This window comes from Streptomyces sp. NPDC088252 (assembly GCF_044740965.1).
Taxonomy (GTDB): Bacteria; Actinomycetota; Actinomycetes; order Streptomycetales; family Streptomycetaceae; genus Streptomyces.
This window is the reverse complement of sequence record NZ_JBIURS010000001.1, coordinates 547,856-563,872: the sequence shown is the minus strand read 5'-3', so window position 1 is coordinate 563,872 and position 16,017 is coordinate 547,856. Positions and strand designations below refer to the sequence as shown.

Genomic DNA, 16,017 nt, shown 5'->3' with positions numbered 1-16,017 from the left:
TGTCGGTTCGGTCGGATCGATACGTAGCCTCCATCGTCCCATGGTTGCGGGGCGAAGACCGGTTTGGGCCGGTCGGAGCGGTGCTGGTACCGTTGACAGCTGTGCCTCGCGACTCTCCCGGGCCGTGGGGCGCACATCGAAGATCCAACGAACCTGAAAAGGCTCTTTTCGTGGCGAACATCAAGTCCCAGATCAAGCGGAACAAGACGAACGAGAAGGCGCGCCTGCGCAACAAGGCCGTCAAGTCCTCGCTCAAGACCGCTATCCGCAAGGCCCGTGAGGCTGCCGCCGCCGGTGACGTCGAGAAGGCCACCACGGCCGCTCGCGACGCCTCCCGCGCGCTCGACAAGGCCGTCTCGAAGGGTGTCATCCACAAGAACGCCGCCGCCAACAAGAAGTCGGCGCTGGCCTCCAAGGTTGCCTCCCTCCAGGGCTGAGCTTTTCTGATGTAACCGCCGGAACGGATCAGCGGGCCCTCTCTCCCGTCCCTGCCCGGTCCCCGCGCCGCACACCGAACCTGCGTTCGCCACGCGGGTGCGGCGCACCAAGCGTGAACCGAAGGCCCCGATCTCCGCTCTCCCCCAGAGCGAGGCCGGGGCCTTCGGCATACGGGGTCCCGGTCCGACCCGCCCGCCATGGATCGGTGGGCGGGGTGAACCACCGAGTCCGTCCGTGCGGCGCCGAGCGACGCCGGCCCGCGCCGGTCGGGACGACCGCATCAGCCAGGCCTGCACCCGGCCTTCGGCGGACGTCGGCGGTTCGACGACACGGCCTACCGCCCCGACCGGGCCGCCCGCGCCACCGCGACCACGGCCTTCTCCAACGCGTACTCCGGGTCGTCGCCGCCCCCCTTGACGCCCGCGTCCGCATCGGCGACCGCCCGTAGCGCCACCGCCACGCCGCCCGGCGTCCAGCCGCGCATCTGCTGGCGCACCCGGTCGATCTTCCACGGAGGCATGCCCAGCTCACGCGCGAGGTCGGCGGGCCGGCCCCCGCGCGCCGACGACAGCTTGCCGATCGCGCGTACGCCCTGTGCCAGCGCACTGGTGATCAGCACGGGCGCCACCCCGGTCGACAGCGACCAACGCAAGGCCTCCAACGCCTCCGCCGCCCGACCCTCCACCGCCCGGTCGGCGACCGTGAAGCTCGAAGCCTCCGCACGGCCCGTGTAGTAACGGGCCACGACCGCCTCGTCGATCGTGCCCTCGACATCCGCGACGAGCTGCGAGACAGCGCTGGCCAGCTCCCGCAGATCGCTGCCGATGGAGTCGACCAGCGCCTGGCACGCCTCGGGGGTCGCCGAGCGCCCCAGCGCCCGGAACTCCGACCGTACGAACGAGAGTCGCTCGGCCGGCTTCGTCGTCTTCGGACACGCGATCTCCCGCGCCCCGGCCTTGCGCGCCGCGTCCAGCAGCCCCTTGCCCTTGGCGCCGCCGGCGTGCAGCAGCACGAGAGTGATCTCCTCGACCGGATCGCCCAGATACGCCTTGACATCCTTGACCGTGTCGGCGGAGAGGTCCTGCGCGTTGCGCACGATCACCACTTTGCGCTCGGCGAAGAGCGACGGGCTCGTCAGCTCGGCGAGGGTGCCGGGCTGGAGCTGGTCGGAGGTGAGGTCGCGGACGTCCGTGTCGGGATCGGAGGCGCGGGCCGCCGCCACCACCTGTTGCACGGCACGGTCGAGGAGCAGGTCCTCCTGTCCCACGGCGAGCGTGACGGGGGCGAGCGGGTCGTCGGTGGAATTCCTTCTGGTGGCCATCGCCGTCCAGCATCCCATGGGGCACTGACAGCCACCGGGCTCCCTTGCCCGACCCGTCCCCGGCACGAAGCGCCGGACGACGCCGGAGGAGAACCTCGCCGCCACGGAACTCGCACCGGACCCGGACGTCCTGCGACGCCCGGACGCCGCACTGCCGCCTTCGGCGGTCGCCGGTACCCGTTGTCCCGAGAGCGTCATGCCCATGAACGGCCGTTGGGAGCCCGGCGCCACCCGCCCGGCGAGGCCGTGCCGGCCGGACCGGACGGTGTACGCCGTACGGGAGAATGAGCAGGTGAGCGATGTGAGACATGTACTGGTGCTGCCCGACCGCGAGGCCGCGGAGGAGGTGGCCGGAGAACTCGCCGACCGTTTCGGGGTGCCCGAGGAGCCTCAACTCGTACGCGATGCGCTGGCCGGGGAGGACGATGCCGAGGACGCCCAGTGGCTGGTGGTCGTGGAGGACCCGGCGGGGCGGCTGGACGCCTCGGCACTGGACGCGTTCGCCGCGGAGTACGAGGGCTGGCTCGAAGCCCCTTAGACGTCGTCCTGGGCAGGCACCGGGGACCTCCGCTCAGCTCTTGGGGACGATCTGGATGTCCATGTCGATGGAGATGCTGGAGCCGACGGCCGCGATGCCGCGTGCCAGCATGGTCTGCCAGGTGAGGGTGAAGTCCTCGCGGTGCAGTTCCGTGGTGGCCCGGCAGGCGGCGCGGGTCTCGCCCTCCAGGCCGTTGCCCAGACCGAGGTACTGGGTGTCCAGCGTGACCGTGCGGCTGACGCCGTGCAGTGTGAGCGCGCCGGTCACGCCCCAGCGGGTACCGCCGCGGTGGACGAAACGGTCGCTGTAGAACTCCAGCATCGGGTAGCGACCCACATCGAGGAAGTCGCTGGAGCGCAGGTGGTCGTCGCGCATCTGGACGTTCGTGTCGATCGACGCGGCGTCGATGACCACGTGCATCGCCGAGTCCTCCATGCGGTCGGCGATCCGGACGGCCCCGGCGAAGGTGTTGAACCGGCCGTGGATGCGCGCCATGCCGATGTGCCGGGCCGTGAAGCCGATCTGCGAGTGCATCGGCTCGACCTCCCACTCGCCCGGATCGGGCAGTTGCGGGGGCGTGGACAGTTGCAGGGTCACATCGCCGAGGCTCGCATGGCCGCCCTCGACGACCGTGGCCGCACCATGGAACGGAGTGAAGCCCTCAGCCGTGACGGCCAGTCGGTACTCACCGGCGGGGACCGTGGCGAGGACGCTGCCGTACGGGTCCGTCTCACCGCCGACGACCTTGCGGCCCGTGCTGTCCGTGATGACGAACTCGGCCTGCGGCACCATCTCGTTGACCGGGTCGAGCACTCGGCAACTGAGTACTCCGGCGGTGCGCGGCACCTCAAGTCCGGAGAGGGCGTTGCCGCGCGCGGCACCCGCCGCTCCCTTGTTTCCCAGCCAACGACCGAACATCTTCCACCAACCCCCGGGGGCGATTCACCTTGGGGCCTGGCGGCTGGACGTCCTCGTCGGAGCAGCGGCCCACCGACGAGCATGCATTCGATCACTCTTGTGGCGTTCGAGGCAAACAGAGCGACTCGCAGGAGCTTGAGTAGAGGTGTTACCGAAGGTCCGAATTGGCCGTTCCGCCTGTGTGCGTCACCGGTCCGTCGCGTCCCGCCGACGCTGCGGCCGGAAAGGTCTGCCGGGTGGCTCGCGGCGTCCGGTGCGGTGCGCCGCACGGCGGAGGAGGAAGTCATGGCGGCGCCATGGCGGCCGACGGCAAGACGGCGAGGCGCGTTGCCGGGGCACGCGAGCCCGGCGCGGCCCGAACGAGAGGCACTAGCTTACGGAGCATGACGAATCCGGAGCCGGCGCGCAGCCGGGAGCAGCGCAAGCAGGACGTACTCGACCGTCTGGAGAAGGACCAGGACGCATGGGTGGCGACCGCTTCTGCCGACGGGGAACCGAGCCTGGTGCCGCTGTCGTTCGTGTGGGACGCCGGAACACTGCTGATGGCCACCCGGCGCACCAACCCCACCGCGGTCAATGTCACTCCGACCGGGCGGGCCAGGATCAGCCTCGGTCACACCCGTGACGTGGTGCTCATCGAGGCGACGGCCGAGGTCGTCGAGGGGGCGGACCTCCCCGTGGCATCGGGCGACGCCTTCGCGACAAAACTGAACTGGGATCCGCGGGGCCGCACCACGTGGGTCTACCTCCGTTTCACCCCGTACGCGGTCAAGGCGTGGCGGGAGGAGAACGAACTCGCCGGGCGGGACCTCATGACCGACGGGGCCTGGCTCGCCTGAGCCGCGGCGACCGCACGCCTGCACGGCCCTACGCCCGGCCGCGCAGGCGGTCGCCGGAGTGGGGCTCACGACCGGCTCACCGCCCTCAGCCCGGCCCCGGCACCCGTCACGGCGATCGCGCCGTCCGTGTCCGTGCGCAGCACCACCGCACCGCCCGCTCTGAGCGCGTCGACGGTGCGTGGGGCAGGGTGACCGTACGGGTTGTCCCTGCCGACGCTCACCAGGGCCAGTCTCGGGTGCGCGCTGCGCAGCAGAGCGGGGTCCTGATGGGCGGAGCCGTGATGGGCGACCTTGAGGACGTCCACCCGTGGCAGCGCGGGACGGCTGCGCAACAACCCCTGCTGGGCGGGAGGTTCGAGGTCTCCCAGGAGCAGCAGGGTCAGCCCGCCGGTCCGGACGTACAGGGTGACGCTGGCGTCGTTCGGCTCCTGCGGTACGGGCCAGGCCCCCGGGACCGCCGACGAGCCGCCCGCCCCGATGGCGCCCGCCGGCCAGAGAACCCGCCAGTCGATCGGCCCGATCCGGCGACGCTCACCGGGAACGGCCCGCACCAGAGGGACGCGCGACGCGGCAGCGGTTCTCCGTACGAACGCGACCTGGTCCGGCGGTTCGTCCAGGCTCGTCGTCTGGATCGCTCCCACCGCCCGGCCCTTCAACACGCCGGGCAGGCCCCGTACATGGTCCGCGTGGAAGTGCGTGAGCACCAGGAGCGGCACCTCGGTGATGCCCAGGTCGCGCAGGCAGCGGTCGGCGAGCCGGGGATCAGGACCGGTGTCGACGACCACGCCCGTGCCGTCCCCCGCGGCCAGCACCAGCGAGTCGCCCTGCCCCACGTCGCATATCGCGAATGCCCAGTCCGGCGGCGGCCATCCGGACAGCACCCGGGTGAGGGGGACCGGGCGCAACACCGCGAGGAGCAGCAGCAGTACGGCGGCCGAACAGACCCAGGGACGGCGCACGACACGACGGGCGCACAGCACCACGAGAGCCGTCAGCGCGGCGAGCAGCAGCGCGCCCCTCCCGCCGTCGGGCCAGTCGATCTCCGCACCGGGCAGGGCCGCCCCGGTGCGGGCCACCGAGGCGATCCACCCGGTCGGCCACCCCGCGATCCGGGCGAGCAGCTCTGCCACCGGCATGGCCACCGGTGCCAGGGCGAGTGCGGCGAACCCGAGAACCGTGGCGGGCGCCACCGCGAACTCGGCCAGCAGATTGCACGGGATCGCCACCAGGCTGACCCGGGAGGCGAGCAGCACGACCACCGGCGCGCACACCGCCTGCGCGGCGGCGGCCGCGGCCAGCGCCTCGGCGAGCCGGGACGGAACTCGACGCCGCTGCAGTGCGTCGTTCCATTTCGGGGCGATGGTGAGCAGGGCTCCGGTGGCCAGGACGGAGAGGACGAAGCCGTAACTGCGCGCCATCCACGGGTCGTACAGGACCAGCAGGAGGACCGCGGCGGCCAGCGCGGGGATCAGTGACCTGCGGCGCCCCGTGCCGATGGCGAGCAGCGTGATCAGTCCGCAGGCCGCGGCACGCAGCACGCTCGGCTCGGGTCTGCAGACGATGACGAAGGCGAGCGTGAGCCCGCCGCCGAGCAACGCGGTCATCCGCAGCGAGATGCCCAACCTGGGTGCCAGGCCTCGACGTTCGGCGCGCGTCGCCGTGCCCGGCGGTCCGATCAGCAGAACGAGCAGGATCGCCAGGTTGGCACCGGAGACCGCCATCAGGTGGGTGAGGTCGGTCGCCTGGAAGGCATCGTGCAGTTCCGGGGTGACCCGTGAGGTGTCGCCGACCACCAGGCCCGGCAGAAGAGCCCGCGCATCGGGATCGAGCCGCTCGGTCGCCCGCCGCAGCCCGCCACGCAGGGCACCCGCCGTGCGCTGGACCGAGGAAGGCGGCCCGGTGACGCGGGGCGGGCCTTTGCCCTCCGGCCGCAGCACGGCGGCATTGCGCTCCCCGTCGTGCCGCGAAGGCGCCAGCCGACCGCCGACGCGCACGCGTGTGGAAGGGAGCAGTTGCTGCCACTGGGCGGTCGATCGGCCGGGCGGGACGATGAGCAGCACCGGCGTGCTCAACCGGGTGACCGCCCCGTCGGGCCCGGTCAGCGCCGTGATCTCGGCGTCCATGAGGAGCGAGGCGGGCGCGCTGTGATCGCCCCGCACCCGGGGCAGGGTCCACCGGGCGTCGGACGTCACCGTCACCTCCGCCTCGACCCTCGCGAACCGCTGGGCCAGCCCCGGGACCGGCCCCTGCCGTGCCTCGGCACGGTGCAACCCGGCCGACGCGGCCCCGGCCGCCGCGCAGAGGAGCGCCGCAGCCGCGGCCGTCACGATTGTGGTCGCGTTGCTGCGCGGCCGCCGATTGCGTACCGCGTCTTCGCCCCGCGCAGCCCCTCCCCCGGTACCGGCCGGCCGGCCGCGCATCGCACGGGTCGCCGAAACTCCCCGCATCGCCAGGAGCACCATGGCCGCACCGACGCAGAGCATCACGCCCGCCGTCGTCCACCGCCCCGGCGCGCTCAGCGCGAGCGACGCTCCGGCCCAGGCCGCCATGGCCGGCGGGACCAGCCGAAGGTCGAGCGGGCCCTCGTGCCGCGGGTCGGAAGCACTCGACCGCCGGCCCGACGCCGCCGCATGGACGTCCGGGGGACTCACGGCCCCACCAGCGGCCGGAGGTCGGCGAACCGGCGGTCGCCGATCCCATTGACCTCGCGGAGTTCCTCGACGGACCGGAATCCGCCGTGCTGTGTGCGGTAGTCGATGATGTGCTGGGCGAGAACCGGGCCGACACCGGGCAGGGTGTCGAGTTGTTCGACGGTCGCCTGGTTGAGACTGACCGGCCCTGCCAAGGGCCCGCTGCCGGCGCCCGGAGCGGCTCCTCCCGCACCGCCGGTGCCGGCGGGGTCAGGTGGGACACCCACCACGATCTGCTCTCCGTCCATGAGCACACGAGCCCGGTTGAGGCCCGCGAGATCGGCACCGGGCCTGGCTCCGCCCGCCGCTCGCAGCGCATCGGCGACCCTTGAGCCGGACGGCAGTCGAAGGACTCCCGGCTTTCGGACCTTTCCGCTCACATCGACGACGACGTGCCCGTCCGGCCCTGTCGCGGGTGGCAGCCCGGGTGACGGTTCGGGCAGTGCGTCGCCCGCCGCCACCGGTTTCGAAGTCCTGCCGGGCGCACCCTCGTTGACCGGATCAGGAACGCGTACGGAATGAGGGCGCGCGGACCAGAAGTGCACCGCGGCGAAGACCGCGGCCGCGACCAGGACAACGGCCAGCGCGGCGAGGGTCCGCGGCTGCACGCCGCATCTGAGCTGCAGCCACACCGGAATCCGCTCCCGCAACGCGGGAACCGTCCGCTCCCAACCCCCCGGCGCCGCGGAGCCGGAGACCGGGGTCGGTGACGGTGACGGTGACGGCGTCAGGGCGGCCGTCGAGGCCGCCGGCGAGGTAGCCGCCGAGGGCGACGCGGAAGCCGTGGCTGTCACCGCGGACTTGACCATGGCCCTGCCGGCAGCGGAACTCGACGTCGGAGTGAGGCCCGGGGGCCGAGCCGGGGCGGAGGCGGCGGCGGGAACCGCAGCAGGGGCAGAAGTGGAAGAGGGCGCAGGTGCCGCACCGGAGGCGGAGACGGAAACAGGGCCCCAAGCGGAAGCGGGCGCCGAAACCGGAGCCACTGCCGTCCTCGACGCGGGCCGCGCCTCTCGCCCGCCGTACGCCCCTGTCATGAGGGCGTCCGCCCGACCGCGCGAAGCCGCCACTACGTCCTCCGCGCGCCCGCGCGAGGACCGCCGTCGTCCGGGGCCCGGACCGGGGCCGTTACCGGCGCGGCCGGGACCGCTGCCGCTTCCTCTGGTTGCACGATGTGATCGGGGAGCCATGCCTCACGACGGTAGGCACATCCGTCCGGACTCGCCGAACAGGCTCAATTCCGGTGGACAACCCACCAGTTGTGGACAACTCGACCACCCAGACGAGTGAAAGCCGATGAGCAGGGTCGTCGGACCGGCTTCAGCGCGGCGAGACCACGGCGCCGAGCAGACCGGGCCCGGTGTGCGCTCCGATCACCGCACCCACCTCGCTGACATGCAGCTCGACGAGGCCGGACACCCGCTCGCGCAACCGCTCGGCCAGCCGCTCGGCCCGCTCGGGTGCCGCCAGGTGATGCACGGCGATGTCCACCCGGTCACCTCCCGCCCGCTCCGTGACGATCTCCTCCAGGCGCGCGATCGCCTTCGAGGCCGTCCGTACCTTCTCCAGCAGTTCGATACGGCCTCCGTCCAGCTGGAGCAGCGGCTTCACGGCGAGCGCCGAACCCAGCAGTGCCTGCGCGGTCCCGATACGGCCGCCGCGGCGCAGATAGTCCAGCGTGTCGACGTAGAAGTACGCGGAGGTGCCCGCGGCCCGCTTCTCCGCCGCCGCGACGGCCTCGTCCAGGCTTCCGCCCACCTCCGCCGTCTCCGCGGCCGCCAGGGCGCAGAATCCGAGGGCCATGGCGACCATCCCGGTGTCGACGACCCGTACCGGGACCGGCGCGTCCTTCGCCGCGAGCAGAGCGGCATCGTACGTACCCGAGATCTCGGCCGAGAGGTGCAGCGAGACGATGCCCTCGGCTCCTGCCTCGGCGGACGCCCGGTACGCGGCGGCGAAGACTTCCGGGCTGGGCCGGGAGGTCGTCACGGGGCGACGCTTCTGGAGTGCCAGGGCGAGGGAGCGGGCCGAGATCTCGGTGCCGTCCTCCAGAGCCTGATCACCGAGGACGACGGTCAGCGGCACCGCGGTGATGCCGTGCCGCTCCATCGCCTCGGGCGGCAGGTAGGCCGTGGAATCGGTGACGATCGCGACATGGCGGGACATGAGCGGGAGGTTACCTGGCGAGTCCGCGGCTCGGCAGTCCGACCCCGACCGAATGATCGCTCCCGATCTCTTCGGACCGCATCCTGTCGCCGCCGGTCGACGAACGTCTGAGTCGGTTCGTCGTTTCGGGCCGGGCTCGGTTCGTCGTTTCGAGCGGGGCTCAGTTCGTCGTTTCGGGCCGGGCTGTCTTCTGCCACGGGTACGCGGTCCGTCGTCGCGGGTCCGGAGCCGTGATCGCCTGTGCCGCATCGTCGGCCGGCCCGGCTCCCTGCCCCCGTCGGCTCCCCCGCGCTTGTCCCTGCGCCTGCCCGATCCCCGGCTCATGTCGCTCGCCCTGTGGCTGTCCCTGTCCGCGGACAGGCTCGTCCGGCTCCACCGTCCAGTGCCGCAGCGCCCCCGCCTCCACGTCGATCTGCGCGTTCAGCGCGTCCAGATCGTCCTCGATGAACCGCCGCGCCCGGTCGCGCGCGGCCCAGCGCAGCGAATCCGCCGAGTGCGTGATCCGCTCCGTACGCTGCTTCAGGCCCGGCAGCAGCGAGGCGACCGTCGCACGGTCGGGTTCGCGCTCCAGTCGCTTCAGGTCGTCGTCCAGCTCCCGACCGTGCGCACTCAGCCGCTCGAAGAGGCCCAGCGACTCCGAGAGCGAGGCATCCTCCACGACGCCCGTCCGCAGCGCCTCCTGTGTGGCCCGCATGGACGTGCGCAGCGAGAGCCGCAGCTGGGCCAGCTCACCGGCCACGCCCGGCTGGCCGTAGCTCTTCGCCCGCAGCGTGGTGTCCTCGACGGTGCGGCGTGCCTGGGTGATCGTGCGATCCACGCCCCGCTTCGCCGCGCCGATGGCCTTGACGCCCGCATAGACCCCCAGGGCCACGAACGCGAAAAAGAGCAACCCCAGAATCAGGATCACGGCTTCCATGAGCGCCCCTCGGATGTCGTTTCGGCTGCCGGGTGCCGGCCCCTCCACGGTAAACGGAAAGGGCAGGCCGCAGGTTCCTTCGGAACCCCCAACCTGCCCGTAGGGGAACGCCCCCACATCGCCGTACGGCATCATGCGGTTACGCGACGGACGTCACGCGAGAACGGTGCACACTCTCACGCGGCGACCATAGGCGCCGTCACGCCGGGACGATGTTGACCAGCTTCGGCGCACGTACGATCACCTTGCGGATGCCCGCACCGTCCAGCGCCGTGACCACGGCCGGGTCGGCCAGGGCCAGTGCTTCCAGCTCCTCGTCGGTGATCGACGGAGAGATCTCCAGGCGTGCCTTCACCTTGCCCTTGACCTGTACGACACAGGTCACGGTCTCGTCCACGACGTATGCCGGGTCGGCGACCGGGAAGTCCTGGTGCACGACCGACTCGGTGTGGCCCAGGCGCCGCCACAGTTCCTCGGCGATGTGCGGCGCCAGCGGCGCCACCAGCAGCACCAGCGACTCGGCGACGCTCCGGGACAGCGGGCCGCCCGCCTTGGTCAGGTGGTTGTTCAGCTCGGTGACCTTGGCGATCGCCGTGTTGAAGCGCATCCCGGCCATGTCCTGGCCGACGCCGTCGATCGCCTTGTGCAGCGCACGCAGCGTCTCCTCGCTCGGCTCCGTGTCGACGACGGTGACCTCGCCGGTCTCCTCGTCGACGACATTGCGCCACAGCCGCTGCAGCAGTCGGTACTGGCCGACGACGGCGCGCGTGTCCCACGGCCGCGACACGTCCAGAGGGCCCATCGCCATCTCGTACAGGCGCAGCGTGTCCGCCCCGTACTCGGCGCAGATCTCGTCGGGCGTGACGGCGTTCTTCAGGGACTTGCCCATCTTGCCCAGGACGCGGCTGACCTTCTCGTCCCGGTAGTAGAACTTTCCGTCGCGCTCCTCGACGTCCGCCGCCGGCACCGCGATGCCGCGGCTGTCCCGGTAGACGAACGCCTGGATCATGCCCTGGTTGTACAGCTTGTGGAACGGTTCGGCGGACGAGATGTGCCCCAGGTCGTGCAGCACCTTGGACCAGAAACGGGCGTACAGCAGGTGCAGCACGGCGTGCTCGGCGCCGCCGACGTACAGGTCGACGCCGCCGGTCGGCTGCCCCTCGCGCGGGCCCATCCAGTACTGCTCGATCTCCGGGTCGACCAGCTTGCGGTCGTTGTTCGGGTCCAGGTAGCGCAGCTCGTACCAGCAGGAGCCGGCCCAGTTGGGCATGGTGTTGGTCTCGCGGCGGTACTTCCTGGGACCGTTGCCGTCGCCCAGGTCCAGGGTGACGTTGACCCAGTCGGCGTTCCGGGACAGCGGGGTCTCGGGCTGGGTGTCGGCGTCCTCGGGATCGAAGGTACGCGGCGAGTAGTCGTCGACCTCCGGCAGTTCCAGGGGCAGCATCGACTCGGGCAGCGGGTGCGCGATGCCGTCCTCGTCGTAGACGATCGGGAAGGGCTCTCCCCAGTAGCGCTGGCGGCTGAACAGCCAGTCGCGCAGCCGGAAGTTGACGGTGCCCTCGCCGACACCGTGCGTCTTCAGCCACTCGGTGATCCTCGCCTTGGCGTCGACGACGCCGAGACCGTCCAGCGAGATCTCGTCATTGGCGGAGTTGACCAGCTTCGCTTCGTACGAGGCGAAGGCGTCGTCCCAGGTCGAGGGGTCCGTGCCACGGTCGTCCGACGGCTCGACGACACAGCGCATCGGCAGCTCGAAGGCGCGCGCGAAGGCGAAGTCCCGCGCGTCGTGTGCCGGTACGGCCATGATCGCGCCGGTGCCGTAGCCCATCAGGACGTAGTCCGCGATGAATACGGGCACCTTCTCGCCGCTGACCGGGTTGGTCGCGTACGCACCGGTGAAGACACCGGTCTTGTCCTTGGCCTCGGCCTGCCGCTCCACGTCGGACTTGGCGGCGGCCAGCTTGCGGTACGCGGTGACTGCCTCGGCCGGGGACGCGTGTCCGCCGGTCCACACCGGGTGGGTGCCCTCGGGCCAGGCGGCCGGGATGATCCGCTCGACCAGCTCGTGCTCGGGCGCCAGCACCATGTAGGTGGCACCGAACAGGGTGTCCTGGCGGGTGGTGAAGACGGTGATGTCGCCCGCGCCGTCGACCGGGAAGTCGACGCGCGCCCCCTCGGAACGCCCGATCCAGTTGCGCTGCTGCAGCTTGATGGCCTCGGGCCAGTCCAGCCCGTCCAGGTCGTTCAGCAGCCGGTCGGCGTAGGCGGTGATGCGCATGTTCCACTGGCGCAGCTTGGCCTTGAAGACGGGGAAGTTGCCGCGCTCGGAGCGCCCGTCGGCCGTCACCTCCTCATTGGCCAGGACGGTGCCCAGACCCGGCGACCAGTTGACGGGCGCGTCGGAGGCGTACGCCAGGCGGTACCCGCCCAGGACGTCCGCGCGCTCGGCGGCGCTCAGCACGCTCCAGTCACGGCCGTCCGGGGTGGCACGCGAACCGCTCTCGAACTGCGCGACCAGCTCGTCGATCGGACGGGCCCGGTCGGCCTCGGTGTCGTACCAGGAGTTGAAGATCTGCAGGAAGATCCACTGGGTCCACTTGTAGTACTCCGACTCGATCGTGGCGAACGAGCGGCGCTTGTCGTGACCCAGGCCCAGCCGGCGCAGCTGAGCGGTCATGTTCTCGATGTTGGCCTCGGTGGAGACCCGCGGGTGCGTGCCGGTCTGCACGGCGTACTGCTCCGCGGGCAGGCCGAACGCGTCGAAGCCCAGGGTGTGCAGCACGTTGTGCCCGGTCATCCGCTGGTGACGGGCGAAGACATCGGTGGCGATGTAGCCCAGGGGGTGACCGACGTGCAGGCCCGCACCCGAGGGGTACGGGAACATGTCCATGATGAACTTCTTCGGCTTGGCGGCCAGTTCCGGATCGTCCGCCAGGTCACCGGTCGGATTCGGCGCCTCGTACGTGCCCTCGGCGTCCCAGAAGTCCTGCCAGCGTGCCTCGATGTCGGCGGCCATCGCCGCCGTGTAGCGGTGCGGCGCAGCCGTCTCGGCTGCGGAATTCGTCTCGCTCATGATCCTCAAAGCTCCATCGATCGTCATCTGCCGGCGCCCACGTCTACGGACACGCGTCTACGGAAACGAAAAATCCCCTCGCACAGGAGGGGACGCCGCGCCGATTCCGACCAGGCATTCTCACCGGTCGGGACTGATCAGCGCGGCTCGCTAAGCAGAAGGCGTACGGCACGCATGGCGCCAGGGTACCGCACGGACCCGGAGCCGGTCCGGGCACGGCCGCGCCGCGACCGGACCGGCACACGCGCAACCTCGCGTCCACCGAGCACGGGACGGACGGCGGAGCTGACCGGATCCGGCCCGCCGGACGGTCCCGCCGATGCTGGTCACCGCCGCGACCGGTACGCCGCGCAAGGCCTTCCGAGCAAGGACGGCGCGATCACGGCCCCGGACGCGCGGTGCACGCCGAGCCGAAGGCTCGCGGCAGCGGGCGCGATTGACGCGCATACACAAGAAGCGGGTCACCCTGGAAGGATGACCCGCTTCTTGTGTCTTCACTGTGGAGCTAAGGAGAATTGAACTCCTGACCTCCTGCATGCCATGCAGGCGCTCTACCAACTGAGCTATAGCCCCTTGCCGTGTGCCACCCGGTTCCCCTTGGCGACATCGAGAACATTACCGGTGACCCCACCACTCCACCAAATCGATTCCCACCTGGCCCGATTTGACCGATTTACAACACCTCGACCATGCGTCGAGGCAGGGTCTCAGGCAGTGGCGAAGGAGTAGAAGCGCTTGAGGGTGCAGTGCTCCTCCAACAGCCGTCCGTAGATCGGCTCCCCCTCCAGCTCGCGGTAGGTCTCGATCGGGTCGCCCTTTATGATCAGCGCCCGCGCGCACTCCTCGCACCAGTACTGGTAGTCCGGATTGATCGGATCCATGTCCCTGACGATGGGCGTACCGCTGCCGCACCAGTCGCATTTCCGCCTGTGTGCACCCATGAGTCAGCTCCGGCTTCGGCCGCGGGCGGTGCACACGCAGAGGGCTCCGCCGTTCCCGCCGGACACGCGGGCCGCACGGGACGGGCCAACGGCAGGACGGCCGGTACGGTCGCGGCGTCGGGGGACAAGGAGCAGGTCCGGGACCTCGTAGCGGCTCGCAGGCATCGCGCGCTCCCTCCCGTTCGGTCCGTCGCCCCCTCCGGCGGTCCGATTCTGCCATGCCCCCGCAAGGGGCTCAGCCCACCGGATGTCCGGCTGATCACCGATGCCGCACGAGGCCCGCGCACGCGCCTGTCGTCGCGGCCCCCGACAGCGCGGGAGCCCATCCCCGCCGCGCATGCCCGGCCCCTGTCTCCCGGGCGTATCAAGGCGGTTGAGATGGAGCGAGCCGAACGGCGCGGCACCGATCAGCCCGCCTGTCCGAGTGACGGTCACCCGGACACCGCCCGCGTCGGCAGCCTCTTCAGAACGTGCATTCGCCAACACGCCCATGGGGGCGGGACCTGGTGCGGCCGGCCGCAACGAATCGCCGAGCGGCGACCGCTGGGAGGGGATCGCCTCGGTGCCACCGGCCGTCGACGGGCTGCCCGACGCCTTCGATGCCACTGACCGTCAACGGGCTGCCGGGGTGCCGGATCGTGGTCCGCGCCCCGGCCGACGAGGAGAACCGACAGCAGATGACGGCGCGGTGGCACCGGGAGGTGCAACCGGAGGAGGCCAGGGGAAACGAAGATCCCGCCCCCTGATGAGGACGGGATCTTGATTGTGGAGCTAAGGAGAATTGAACTCCTGACCTCCTGCATGCCATGCAGGCGCTCTACCAACTGAGCTATAGCCCCGCTGTTCGCTGTGTTTCTCTGCGTTTCCGCGCTGCGAACAAGAAGAACTTTAGCCTGTGACCAGCCAGAAAGTGAAATCCGGCCGACGCCGCCCGGAGGTGGCCTCCGAGCACCGCCTCCGACCACCGAAATGACAGGCCCCGACTCTCCCCCGCCACGCCGCCACCGGCACTCCGAGCCCGGCGTGATCCAAACGAAAGACCTTGGCCAAGGGCCCGGGGATCACGGGACAGTTCTTGGTCAGGTGTCGTCGCCGAGCACCGGCTCGGGCAGAGTGCCGGCGTTGTGCTCCAGCAGGCGCCAGCCGCGCGCCCCCTCGCCCAGCACCGACCAACAGCAATTGGAGAGCCCGCCGAGCCCTTCCCAGTGGTGCGACTCCAGGCCCAGCAGCCGGCCGATGGTGGTGCGGATGGTGCCGCCGTGGCTGACCACGACGAGCGTGCCGCTGTCGGGCAGCTTGTCGGCGTGTCCGAGCACGACCGGGGCGGCCCGGTCGGCGACCTCGGTCTCCAGCTCACCGCCGCCGCGGCGCACGGGCGCGCCGCGCTTCCACGCGGCGTACTGCTCGCCGTACTGCCCGACGATCTCCTCGTGCGTGAGGCCCTGCCAGGCGCCCGCGTAGGTTTCGCGCAGTCCCGCGTCGTGCGTGACTTCGAGGCCGGTGATCGCGGCGAGCTCGGCGGCCGTGGCCGTCGCCCGCTGAAGATCGGAGGCGACGATCGCGTCCGGCTTCAGCGAGGCGAGCAGCCGGGCGGCCCGCTGAGCCTGTCCGACACCGGTCTCGGTGAGCGCGATGTCCGTGGAGCCCTGGAACCGGCGCTCCAGATTCCACGCCGTCTGGCCGTGCCGCCAGAGGACGATCCTGCGGCCCCTGCCGCTTCCGGTGCCGTTCAGCTCTGCTCACCTTCCGTGCCGGTGAGCCTGGCATGCTCCTCGGCCTTGCCGCGGGTCTTGACGGCGTCCTCCGGGAGCGCGATCTCGGGGCAGTCCTTCCAGAGGCGCTCCAGCGCGTAGAAGACCCGCTCCTCGCTGTGCTGGACGTGGATGACGATGTCGACGTAGTCGAGGAGGATCCAGCGCGCGTCGCGGTCGCCCTCACGGCGTACCGGCTTGGCGCCGAGCTCCTTCTGGAGCCGTTCCTCGATCTCGTCGACGATCGACTTGACCTGGCGGTCACTGGGGGCCGAGGCCAGCAGGAAGGCGTCCGTGATCGACAGCACGTCGCTGACGTCGTACGCGATGATGTCGTGCGCGAGCCGGTCGGCGGCCGCCTGGGCGGCGGCGTTGATGAGCTCGATGGAGCGGTCCGTGGCGGTCACAAGCAGGCTTTCGTCGGCGGTC

13 protein-coding genes and 2 tRNA genes are annotated in these 16,017 nt (G+C 71.0%); 3 read left to right on the top strand and 12 right to left on the bottom strand.

Going from position 1 to position 16,017, the window contains the following annotated elements; all coding sequences use genetic code 11:
- The first annotated feature begins 170 nt into the window (after window positions 1–170).
- Window positions 171–437, top strand: a complete 267-nt coding sequence (gene rpsT, locus ACIOHC_RS02440) for a 30S ribosomal protein S20 (RefSeq protein WP_124717766.1) — start codon at window positions 171–173, stop codon at window positions 435–437.
- Window positions 438–772: 335 nt separating this feature from the next.
- Here rpsT and holA read toward each other — a convergent pair whose 3' ends face one another.
- Window positions 773–1,759 (bottom strand): DNA polymerase III subunit delta, encoded by a 987-nt coding sequence (gene holA, locus ACIOHC_RS02435; RefSeq protein WP_401841036.1) that lies wholly within the window; start codon window positions 1,757–1,759, stop codon window positions 773–775.
- A gap of 292 nt (window positions 1,760–2,051) precedes the next feature.
- Between holA and ACIOHC_RS02430 the strand changes: the two genes are divergently transcribed.
- Window positions 2,052–2,297, top strand: coding sequence for a hypothetical protein (locus tag ACIOHC_RS02430; protein ID WP_351079066.1), 246 nt, complete (start codon window positions 2,052–2,054; stop codon window positions 2,295–2,297).
- A 33-nt stretch (window positions 2,298–2,330) separates the two neighbouring features.
- Here the strand turns inward: ACIOHC_RS02430 and ACIOHC_RS02425 are convergent, their stop codons facing one another.
- Entirely contained in the window at window positions 2,331–3,215 is an 885-nt protein-coding gene (locus ACIOHC_RS02425) for a YceI family protein (protein ID WP_351079065.1), read from the bottom strand.
- A gap of 383 nt (window positions 3,216–3,598) precedes the next feature.
- On the opposite strand from ACIOHC_RS02425, the gene ACIOHC_RS02420 reads away from it, so the two are divergent.
- On the top strand, window positions 3,599–4,054 hold the full coding sequence (locus ACIOHC_RS02420; protein WP_401841033.1) for a pyridoxamine 5'-phosphate oxidase family protein: 456 nt from the start codon (window positions 3,599–3,601) through the stop codon (window positions 4,052–4,054).
- Window positions 4,055–4,119: 65 nt separating this feature from the next.
- Here ACIOHC_RS02420 and ACIOHC_RS02415 read toward each other — a convergent pair whose 3' ends face one another.
- The 10 genes from ACIOHC_RS02415 to rsfS form a co-directional block, all read right to left on the bottom strand.
- Complete coding sequence (locus ACIOHC_RS02415) at window positions 4,120–6,705, bottom strand: ComEC/Rec2 family competence protein (protein WP_401841031.1); 2,586 nt, start codon at window positions 6,703–6,705, stop codon at window positions 4,120–4,122.
- Window positions 6,702–7,394, bottom strand: a complete 693-nt coding sequence (locus tag ACIOHC_RS02410) for a helix-hairpin-helix domain-containing protein (protein ID WP_401841029.1) — start codon at window positions 7,392–7,394, stop codon at window positions 6,702–6,704. Before ACIOHC_RS02410 ends, ACIOHC_RS02415 begins: the two co-directional genes overlap by 4 nt.
- A 667-nt stretch (window positions 7,395–8,061) precedes the next feature.
- Window positions 8,062–8,907, bottom strand: coding sequence for a DegV family protein (locus tag ACIOHC_RS02405; RefSeq protein WP_401841026.1), 846 nt, complete (start codon window positions 8,905–8,907; stop codon window positions 8,062–8,064).
- A gap of 160 nt (window positions 8,908–9,067) precedes the next feature.
- On the bottom strand, window positions 9,068–9,823 hold the full coding sequence (locus ACIOHC_RS02400; protein WP_351079053.1) for a hypothetical protein: 756 nt from the start codon (window positions 9,821–9,823) through the stop codon (window positions 9,068–9,070).
- Between the two features lie 199 nt (window positions 9,824–10,022).
- On the bottom strand, window positions 10,023–12,896 hold the full coding sequence (leuS, locus tag ACIOHC_RS02395; RefSeq protein ID WP_351079051.1) for a leucine--tRNA ligase: 2,874 nt from the start codon (window positions 12,894–12,896) through the stop codon (window positions 10,023–10,025).
- Between the two features lie 500 nt (window positions 12,897–13,396).
- Window positions 13,397–13,469 (bottom strand) — tRNA-Ala (locus ACIOHC_RS02390).
- A 134-nt stretch (window positions 13,470–13,603) separates the two neighbouring features.
- Window positions 13,604–13,837 (bottom strand): hypothetical protein, encoded by a 234-nt coding sequence (locus tag ACIOHC_RS02385; protein ID WP_073723092.1) that lies wholly within the window; start codon window positions 13,835–13,837, stop codon window positions 13,604–13,606.
- 766 nt (window positions 13,838–14,603) lie between these two features.
- Window positions 14,604–14,676: transfer RNA gene (locus ACIOHC_RS02380), tRNA-Ala, on the bottom strand.
- Between the two features lie 240 nt (window positions 14,677–14,916).
- The gene (locus tag ACIOHC_RS02375) at window positions 14,917–15,570 is read right to left on the bottom strand and encodes a histidine phosphatase family protein (RefSeq protein ID WP_351079169.1); all 654 of its coding nucleotides are present in this window, start codon (window positions 15,568–15,570) and stop codon (window positions 14,917–14,919) included.
- Window positions 15,567–15,995, bottom strand: coding sequence for a ribosome silencing factor (rsfS, locus tag ACIOHC_RS02370; RefSeq protein ID WP_351079050.1), 429 nt, complete (start codon window positions 15,993–15,995; stop codon window positions 15,567–15,569). Before rsfS ends, ACIOHC_RS02375 begins: the two co-directional genes overlap by 4 nt.
- Between the last annotated feature and the right edge of the window lie 22 nt (window positions 15,996–16,017).

Bases quoted from the DNA above. Each gene is read 5' to 3' on its own strand.
- holA (WP_401841036.1), bottom strand. From the start codon at position 1,759: ATGGCCACCAGAAGGAATTCCACCGACGACCCGCTCGCCCCCGTCACG.
- ACIOHC_RS02425 (WP_351079065.1), bottom strand. From the start codon at position 3,215: ATGTTCGGTCGTTGGCTGGGAAACAAGGGAGCGGCGGGTGCCGCGCGC.
- ACIOHC_RS02420 (WP_401841033.1), top strand. From the start codon at position 3,599: ATGACGAATCCGGAGCCGGCGCGCAGCCGGGAGCAGCGCAAGCAGGAC.
- ACIOHC_RS02405 (WP_401841026.1), bottom strand. From the start codon at position 8,907: ATGTCCCGCCATGTCGCGATCGTCACCGATTCCACGGCCTACCTGCCG.
- ACIOHC_RS02400 (WP_351079053.1), bottom strand. From the start codon at position 9,823: ATGGAAGCCGTGATCCTGATTCTGGGGTTGCTCTTTTTCGCGTTCGTG.
- leuS (WP_351079051.1), bottom strand. From the start codon at position 12,896: ATGAGCGAGACGAATTCCGCAGCCGAGACGGCTGCGCCGCACCGCTAC.
- ACIOHC_RS02385 (WP_073723092.1), bottom strand. From the start codon at position 13,837: ATGGGTGCACACAGGCGGAAATGCGACTGGTGCGGCAGCGGTACGCCC.